Raw genomic sequence first — 7,288 nt, forward strand, 5'->3', positions numbered from 1 at the left:
GTCATGAGTCACGGCAAAAAGAACGACTTTGCCTTTGTGTCCCTGGCTTTGCGTATCTTGCCTGTCTCACCATGGATAAGCCGGCGGCGCAGCCAGCCCGAGAACCAGTCCATCAGCATCACCATCAGAATAATCAGAACGATGTAATAGGCGACCTCTTCCCAATCCTTCTGGGTGATGATCGCTTGCGTCAGCAACAGGCCGATGCCACCGCCGGTGATCGCACCGATCACCGTGGCGCTGCGGGTGTTGGATTCAAGAAAGTAGAGCAACTGACTTAGCAGCACCGGCGTCACCTGTGGGATCACACCATAGCGATAGCGTTGCGGTGCATTCGCCCCGGTGGATTGCACACCTTCGATCTGCTTTTCGTCGACGTTTTCCAGCGCTTCCGAGAAGATCTTGCCGAACGTGCCGGTATCGGTCACCAGAATGGCCAGTGCTCCCGTCAGCGGGCCGGGTCCAAAAGCGCGGGCCAGAACAACCGTCCAGATCAGCGCGTCTACACCGCGCACAAAGTCAAACACACGCCGCGTCAGAAACCGGACGGATTTGAGCGGGTTGAAATTTCGCGTGGCGAGAAACGCCAAAGGCAATGCGATCATACCCGCGCCTAACGTGCCGAGAAATGCCATCAGGATGGTTTCAAAAATGGCCCAGACAACATCCTGATGCCGCCACATCTTGTTGGTCCAGAAGTCATTCAAGATCGCTCTGGCCTCGCCTTGCGCAGCCAGACCGGCCAATTCAGGGAACGACTTACCATAGTAAGGGCTATCAAGCGTGAACCAGAACAGCTCCCACCCATTGAAATAGCGGAAGACCTCGGACCGGTTGCGGGTCACGGTCAGGCGCCCCGCATCCGTTGTAATCGCCATGCGGTTTTTTGAGACGTTGATCCAATCCGGCACCTCGCCCGCGGGCAGTTCAGCCTGAACACCAGCAGAGCGGGTCGGTGTCGCGCGGACAATGCCATAGCCGGGGATATCGTATTCCACTGTCTCGGGGCCAAAGCGGACGATGTGGCCGTCTTCCAGATCAATGACCGTAGTTTCGCCTAAACTCACCCAGCCCGGAGCCTCACCGTCGGGGTAGCGGCCCTTGCGTTCACCTTCGATGGCGGTTGAAACCTCACCAGTGCGATTGTCACGCGAAACATGCGTTTTGTAGCTGTAGCTGTCTGCTATCAGCGTTTTGCCGTTCTCCCAGTTCGCGCGCTCGGCCATTCCAGACACGTCGAAAGCAAAGAACACGTAAATCAGATAGACAAAAACAAGCGCGGGCAATCCAAAGTTGGTCAGCCGTTTGCGGTTGAACAGACGGTCAGCTTCGGCTTTCAACTCGTTGATGGTTAGGTCAGTGGCGAAGGTGCTCATGCCAGCGCTCCTTTCTGGGAACCATGAGTAAGGCGCGCGCGCAGCAGACCCGATATCTGATCGACAACAACAATCGTGACGAACAGCAGAAGGAAAATGGCTGCAGCTTCGTCATAACGCCCCTGCCCCCAGGACATCGCGTTGCGCAGCTCGTATCCCAGCCCGCCCGCACCAACAAAACCCAGAATGGCCGAGGCGCGAATGTTGATTTCGAACCGCAGCAGCGCATAACTGACATAGTTCGGTCCAACCTGCGGGATCACGCCCAGATACATCCGCTGAGACCAGTTTGCGCCAACCGAATGAAGCCCCTCGACCGGTTTCAGAGAGGCATTCTCGTTCACTTCCGAGAACAGCTTGCCCAGCGCACCCGCCGTATGAATGGCTATGGCAATCATTGCGGGCACCGGACCACCGCCCAGCACAAAGATCAAAACCAAAGCGATAACGATCTCGGGGACCGCGCGAAAGATATCAGCGATGCGACGAAACAGCGGGATAAGCGAGGGCCACAATGCCATGCCACGCGTGGACATCAGCGCCAGAAACGTCCCGGCGATGGCCCCTATCAACGTCGAAGCCGCAGCGATATTGAGTGTCTCGACCAGAGCCGGGAAAAACTTCACAAGGTTCTCCGGCATCGCGCCGATCTTTTCCCATGCTTCCGACAGAACCTCGGTCGGGTAGTCGAGGATACGGTGCCAGCCGTCGACAAAGCTGCCGGCATTACGGTCGTCGGCAGTGCGGAAACCCGCAGCCATCATGGCCACGAATACGATCAGAAGGATACCACCATAGACCCGCTTGCGTCGTGTCATCTCGGAATAGTCGGCCCGGATCTGGTCGACGCTGGGGGACCCTACGGTCAGGTCTGTCATGGAATGCTCCTGAGTGGAAAAACGGGGTCCGGTTGTGCGCCGGACCCCGATCATTGTGCTTACGGACTTAGTTGGACTTCAGCTTGCGCGCTTCGATAATGATTTCGTAGGCGTCGTGGGTGATCGGCATAAGGCCTTTGGATTCACCGCCCAGAACGTTGTACATGCAGTCCGGATCAATCGAATTCATCGAGGCCAGCATACCGGTCATCTTGATTTTGACATCCTCGGGCAGTTCGGTGCGCAGAACAAACGGGCCTTCAGGGATCGGAGCGGATTTCCAAATCTCGACCAGATCGTTCATGTCGACCAGACCGGCATCCACGGCACGGCGCAGTGCGCCGGACTGATAGCCATCTTCCCAGTCCCCAAGACCGTCGGCCCATGTCACGCCACCGTCGACGTCACCGTTGTTTACGGCCACAATAGTCTGCTCATGACCACCGGTGAATTTGACTTCACCAAAATAATCACCCGAGGTCATGGTTGCACCGGTGGCCTGCGGAATTTCGATTGACGGGATAAGGAAGCCCGAGGTCGAATTGGGGTCGCCAAAGCCGAAGGTTTTGTCCTTCATGTCTTCCAACGAGGCAATGCCACTGTCCTTGCGGGCAAATCCGATCGAATAGTAGCCATAGCTGCCATCGGTGTTGACCTTGACCAGAACAGGCTCAACCGCTTCGGGATCACTCAGGTAGGTTTTGGCGTAGCCGGATGCACCCAGCCAAGCCATGTCGATGGTGCCGCCAAGCAGCCCTTGAATGACACCATTGTAATCGGCGGGCGCGAACAGCTTGGTCTCGACACCCAGCAGGTCCTCAGTCTGCTCGCGCAAGCATTCCTGCTTGCTCAGACGGTCCTGTGCGTTTTCTCCGCCCAGAATACCAATGCGGAATTCGGAAATCTCTTGCGCCATGGCTGGCGCGGCTATTGCAGTTGTGGCCACCAGGGCGGCAATCAGTTTTTTCATCTGTCTCTCTCCGGTTTGATGCGCCGGCCTTTCATCGGCCGGTCGATGAAAGGGGTGAATTGGGCCTAGATGGTCGCTTCGGCTTCCATCAACGCTTTTGAGGTCGCGTCGAGTGTTTCAATCTGGGTCGAAGTTGCCTCTTCCGAGAAGCTGGCGTCGGCGCCGTAAATTTCGCGGGCCACGCCAGTTGTCAGTTGCTCGGGCAACCCGTCGAAAACGATACGTCCGTCGCGCATACCGACGACGCGGTCACAATAGCGGCGGGCGGTATCCAACGTGTGCAGGTTGGCGATGACGGTTCGGCCGTCTTCTTCGTGGATGCGGCGCAGCGCCTGCATCACCACCTGCGCGTTCATCGGGTCCAGCGAGGCGATGGGTTCATCCGCCAGAATGATCTTAGGGTCCTGCATCAGGGCGCGCGCGATGGCGACGCGCTGTTGCTGACCACCCGACAGCGCTTCGGCGCGTTTGGGCGCGTGCGCGGCGATGCCAAGGCGATCCAGAATATCAATCGCACGGTGGATATCTTCCATCGGGAACAGGTTAAACATGGTCGCCAGTGTCGAGTGGCGGTTCAACGTGCCATGCAGCACGTTCGACACCACATCCATGCGCGGCACCAGATTGAACTGCTGAAAGATCATCGCGCAATCAGCCTGCCATGCGCGTTTATCACGGCCTTTCAGCTTGGTGATATCACGACCTTGAAACAGGATCTCGCCGTCGCTTGCATCCGTCAGACGATTGATCATCCGCAACAACGTCGACTTGCCCGCGCCGGACCGCCCGATGATGCCAATCATGCATGGCTTGTCTACATCCAGCGTCGCTGCATCAACGGCCACGTTGTCGCCAAAGCGCTTGGTCAGTTTTTCTATCCGCAGCACGTGCCACCCCCAATTCGTGTTGGCGACCAGCTACAGGCGGGATTCAACGGCTTTGTGTCGGCACAGTGAAAGTTTTGTAAACACCCCTGCGCACCGAGGGCCTACCCATTGGCGCATATCGCCGCTATACGCTGTGCCAACACGCTATCCATATGAGGCCATTCATGAGCTTTGACCGCAGCATCAAGATCGCCCCGTCGATCCTGTCCGCAGATTTCGCCAATTTCGGTGCCGAGATTCAGGCCATCGAAGCCCAGGGGGCGGATTGGGTCCATATCGACGTCATGGACGGCCATTTCGTGCCCAACCTGACCTTTGGCCCGCCCGCCGTCAAAGCGTTCCGCCCTCATGTCAAAACGGTCATGGACGTGCATCTGATGATCGCGCCGGTTGATCCCTACATTCAGGCCTACGCGGATGCAGGCGCCGATATCCTGACTGCACATGTCGAGGCCGGGGCCCATACCCACCGTACTTTGCAGGCGATTCGCGCCGCTGGCATGAAGGCGGGCGTTGCGTTGAACCCCGGCACCCCGGCCGACGCGGTTGAACACTTGCTGGACCTGACCGATCTGGTTTGCGTCATGACAGTGAACCCCGGTTTTGGCGGCCAGAAATTCATCGACATGACCAACAAGATTCGCAAACTGCGGTCGATGATCGGAGACCGTCCGATCCATATCGAGATTGACGGTGGCGTCGACCCCAAGACGGCCCCGCTGGTGGCCGCAGCTGGTGCGGATGTGCTGGTCGCAGGTTCAGCCGTATTCAAGGGCGGTTCGGTCGATAACCCGGACGTCTACGGCGCAAACATCAAAGCGGTGCGTAGCGCGGCGGAATCGGCGACCTCGTAAACATCACTGCATCCAAAGTGACGCGCTAGTTGGAACGTTGCTCGTCACTTGTCGCATCCGGTTGGCGGTTCTTGTACCGAGCACGCATCTTGATCGCTTGCATGAACCGCCCCTCGGCCACCAAAGCGGCCAGAAAGTCGCCAAGATAGTCCTGGTGCAGGCCTGCGGCGGTGGCAGAATCGAACATGCTTTCTGCTGCATCGAACCTGTCCTCGGCCAGCAGCACCAGCGCATTCGTATACTGCTCAAACTCTCCATCGGGGTAGAGACCAAGCGCCTGATCAATGGCATCACGGGCTTCATCCGTGTACCCCAGCCCTAACGCGATATCCGCATGCAGGCGGTGGTCAAAGCGGTCGGCACCCTCAAGCGCGACACTGCGTCGAATGTGGAAAAGAGCGGCTTCATACTCGAGGTCGTCCGCCAACAGGCTGGCCCGCCAATAAAGCAGATAACTACCCGGTCCCACCCGGCTTTCCGCCAGCTCCAACACCTCATGCGCCTGTGATCTTTGGCCTAAGTCTGACAGCGCCCGCGCCTTTCGCACGTAGCCGTCCGTGTCATCAGGTTCGGCCTCAATCACCGCTTCGGCATCTTTCAATGCCTGTTTGGGCCGATCCAGCATCAGCAAGATAAGGGACCGGCGCGATAATGCGGTCACGAAATCCGGCTTCAGTTCCAATGCCCGACTTACGTGGTCAAACGCAGCTTCCCAATCGTTCTGCTCGGACAACAGAAAGGCGACACCGTATTCCGCATATGGATCATATGGATCCAGTTCGCTGGCGGTTCTGAACAGGCTCAGCGCTTCGCCCTGCCGGTTACGATCCACCAATTTCCAGGCAAGCTACCGCATCGCCCAAGTGTATTCAGGGTTCAGGGCCAGAGCGGTTTGCATCATCTCTTCGAATTCGGCAAAATCCATCTCTCCGGCCCGGCGCGCGCTGGCGGCCAGACCAGCCATGTTGCTTGCATTGGGCTTGCGCGATATGGCTTGCCTAAACAACGCGGTCGCAGCCGCATAATCATCGCGATTGTAATACACCCACGCCCGCCCCTGCAGCCCAAGCTCGGTATCGGGATTCAAGGCCAGAATTTCGGCAAATGCGTCATCGGCCTGATCCATATCGTCGAGATCATAATAGGCCCATGCAAGCTTATCCAACATCTCACTACGCTACCGATCAGACGCGCCGACATCACCCAGCCCGTGCTGGCAGATTTCGATGATTCGCTCTGGCGTGTCACTCTGATCCAGGCAGGCGGAAACATAGGTTTCCTGAGAGTTCGTAAGCAGCGGCTTAGCCTGCTCTACGCCAGCAACCGAGATCATTGCTGTCAGGGGAAACCCGGTGAATTTATTTAACGATTTGATAATGTTGCCGAAAATCTGAATGTCTGCCGCCAGAATACTGACAATTCTGAAAAGAAAAAAGCCGGCCCGGGTGACGCGGCCAAATAATTCGCCTGTGTGCCAGAAGAAACCCCGCCGCAGATCTTTCAGAGATTTTACGGAAGGGCTGAGGGATTGGCGGTGGCAGTTTTGTTGTAGGTATCAACGGCCTTTACTATCCACGCCGAGGCCACTCAGCGCCGGGATGAAAAAGCCCGTTCGCGTTTGGACGGAAGAAAGCAAAAACAAGCAATCGAGGCAGCACGAATGCGTGATAGATCCACGCGCTTTCAGATCACGTTTGTTTCCTGTGTATTAAATTTCTCTGAAACGCACTCAAACGGTTTCCGTTTGCCATACTGGTGGATTGTGACCATGAACGAACGTATCCGACACCAAAAAACGAGAATACCCCCATGATTGAACGCATAGATACCGGCGAACGGTCCTCAAAAATTGTAAAACACAACGGCGTGGCCTATCTGACCGGGCAAGTCGCCGAGGGCGAGACAATTCAGGAACAGGTCCGGATTTGCCTCGAGAAGATTGACGCCCTTCTCGAACAGGCTGGCTCATCGCGCGAAAAGATGCTTCGCGTGACGATTTGGCTGGCCGACATGAAGGATTTTGCAGGTTTGAACGAGGTCTGGAATGCCTGGGTTCCAAAGGGCCATGCCCCAGCGCGGGCTTGCGGCGAAGCCAAATTGGCGCGCGCCGAGCTGAAGGTGGAATTCATCGTCGACGCGGCCTACGACTAATTCCTGTCCGCGCAACGCGTGCTGACCATAGCAGGAATGCAAACAAAAAAGGGCGTCCCCAGGGACGCCCTTTTCGTTTGATATCTCGAGAGCGATTACTCGACGATTTTCGACACGACGCCGGCGCCGACGGTGCGGCCGCCTTCGCGGATGGCGAAACGCAGGCCGTTTT

Annotated in this window: 9 protein-coding genes; 2 read left to right on the plus strand and 7 right to left on the minus strand. The window is 57.1% G+C overall.

Going from position 1 to position 7,288, the window contains the following annotated elements:
• Positions 1 to 8: 8 nt before the first annotated feature.
• The 4 genes from phnE (AC2FLJ_RS17115) to phnC form a co-directional block, all read right to left on the minus strand.
• A complete protein-coding gene (gene phnE, locus AC2FLJ_RS17115) occupies positions 9 to 1,376 on the minus strand; it encodes a phosphonate ABC transporter, permease protein PhnE (protein WP_496699747.1) in 1,368 nt (455 codons plus the stop codon).
• Positions 1,373 to 2,254 carry a phosphonate ABC transporter, permease protein PhnE gene (phnE, locus tag AC2FLJ_RS17120; RefSeq protein ID WP_496699748.1) on the minus strand — a complete coding sequence of 294 codons (882 nt, stop codon included), beginning with the start codon at positions 2,252 to 2,254 and terminating at the stop codon, positions 1,373 to 1,375. Before phnE (AC2FLJ_RS17120) ends, phnE (AC2FLJ_RS17115) begins: the two co-directional genes overlap by 4 nt.
• 67 nt (positions 2,255 to 2,321) lie before the next feature.
• On the minus strand, positions 2,322 to 3,224 hold the full coding sequence (phnD, locus tag AC2FLJ_RS17125) for a phosphonate ABC transporter substrate-binding protein (protein WP_282170697.1): 903 nt from the start codon (positions 3,222 to 3,224) through the stop codon (positions 2,322 to 2,324).
• Between the two features lie 65 nt (positions 3,225 to 3,289).
• Positions 3,290 to 4,111 carry a phosphonate ABC transporter ATP-binding protein gene (phnC, locus tag AC2FLJ_RS17130; protein ID WP_496699749.1) on the minus strand — a complete coding sequence of 274 codons (822 nt, stop codon included), beginning with the start codon at positions 4,109 to 4,111 and terminating at the stop codon, positions 3,290 to 3,292.
• A gap of 164 nt (positions 4,112 to 4,275) precedes the next feature.
• Here phnC and rpe point away from each other — a divergent pair, with 164 nt between their 5' ends.
• Positions 4,276 to 4,965, plus strand: coding sequence for a ribulose-phosphate 3-epimerase (gene rpe / locus AC2FLJ_RS17135; RefSeq protein ID WP_496699750.1), 690 nt, complete (start codon positions 4,276 to 4,278; stop codon positions 4,963 to 4,965).
• 25 nt (positions 4,966 to 4,990) lie between these two features.
• On the opposite strand, the gene AC2FLJ_RS17140 is transcribed toward rpe, so the two are convergent.
• Positions 4,991 to 5,797, minus strand: a complete 807-nt coding sequence (locus AC2FLJ_RS17140; RefSeq protein ID WP_496706878.1) for a hypothetical protein — start codon at positions 5,795 to 5,797, stop codon at positions 4,991 to 4,993.
• Positions 5,798 to 5,812: 15 nt separating this feature from the next.
• Positions 5,813 to 6,133 (minus strand): tetratricopeptide repeat protein, encoded by a 321-nt coding sequence (locus AC2FLJ_RS17145; protein WP_496699752.1) that lies wholly within the window; start codon positions 6,131 to 6,133, stop codon positions 5,813 to 5,815.
• Positions 6,134 to 6,774: 641 nt separating this feature from the next.
• On the opposite strand from AC2FLJ_RS17145, the gene AC2FLJ_RS17150 reads away from it, so the two are divergent.
• Complete coding sequence (locus AC2FLJ_RS17150; RefSeq protein ID WP_282120772.1) at positions 6,775 to 7,116, plus strand: RidA family protein; 342 nt, start codon at positions 6,775 to 6,777, stop codon at positions 7,114 to 7,116.
• A 95-nt stretch (positions 7,117 to 7,211) separates the two neighbouring features.
• Here the strand turns inward: AC2FLJ_RS17150 and AC2FLJ_RS17155 are convergent.
• A partial coding sequence (locus AC2FLJ_RS17155; protein ID WP_211198660.1) for an EF-Tu C-terminal domain-related protein occupies positions 7,212 to 7,288 on the minus strand: 77 nt, incomplete at its 5' end.

The organism is Ruegeria sp. CDSA034, from assembly GCF_059612275.1.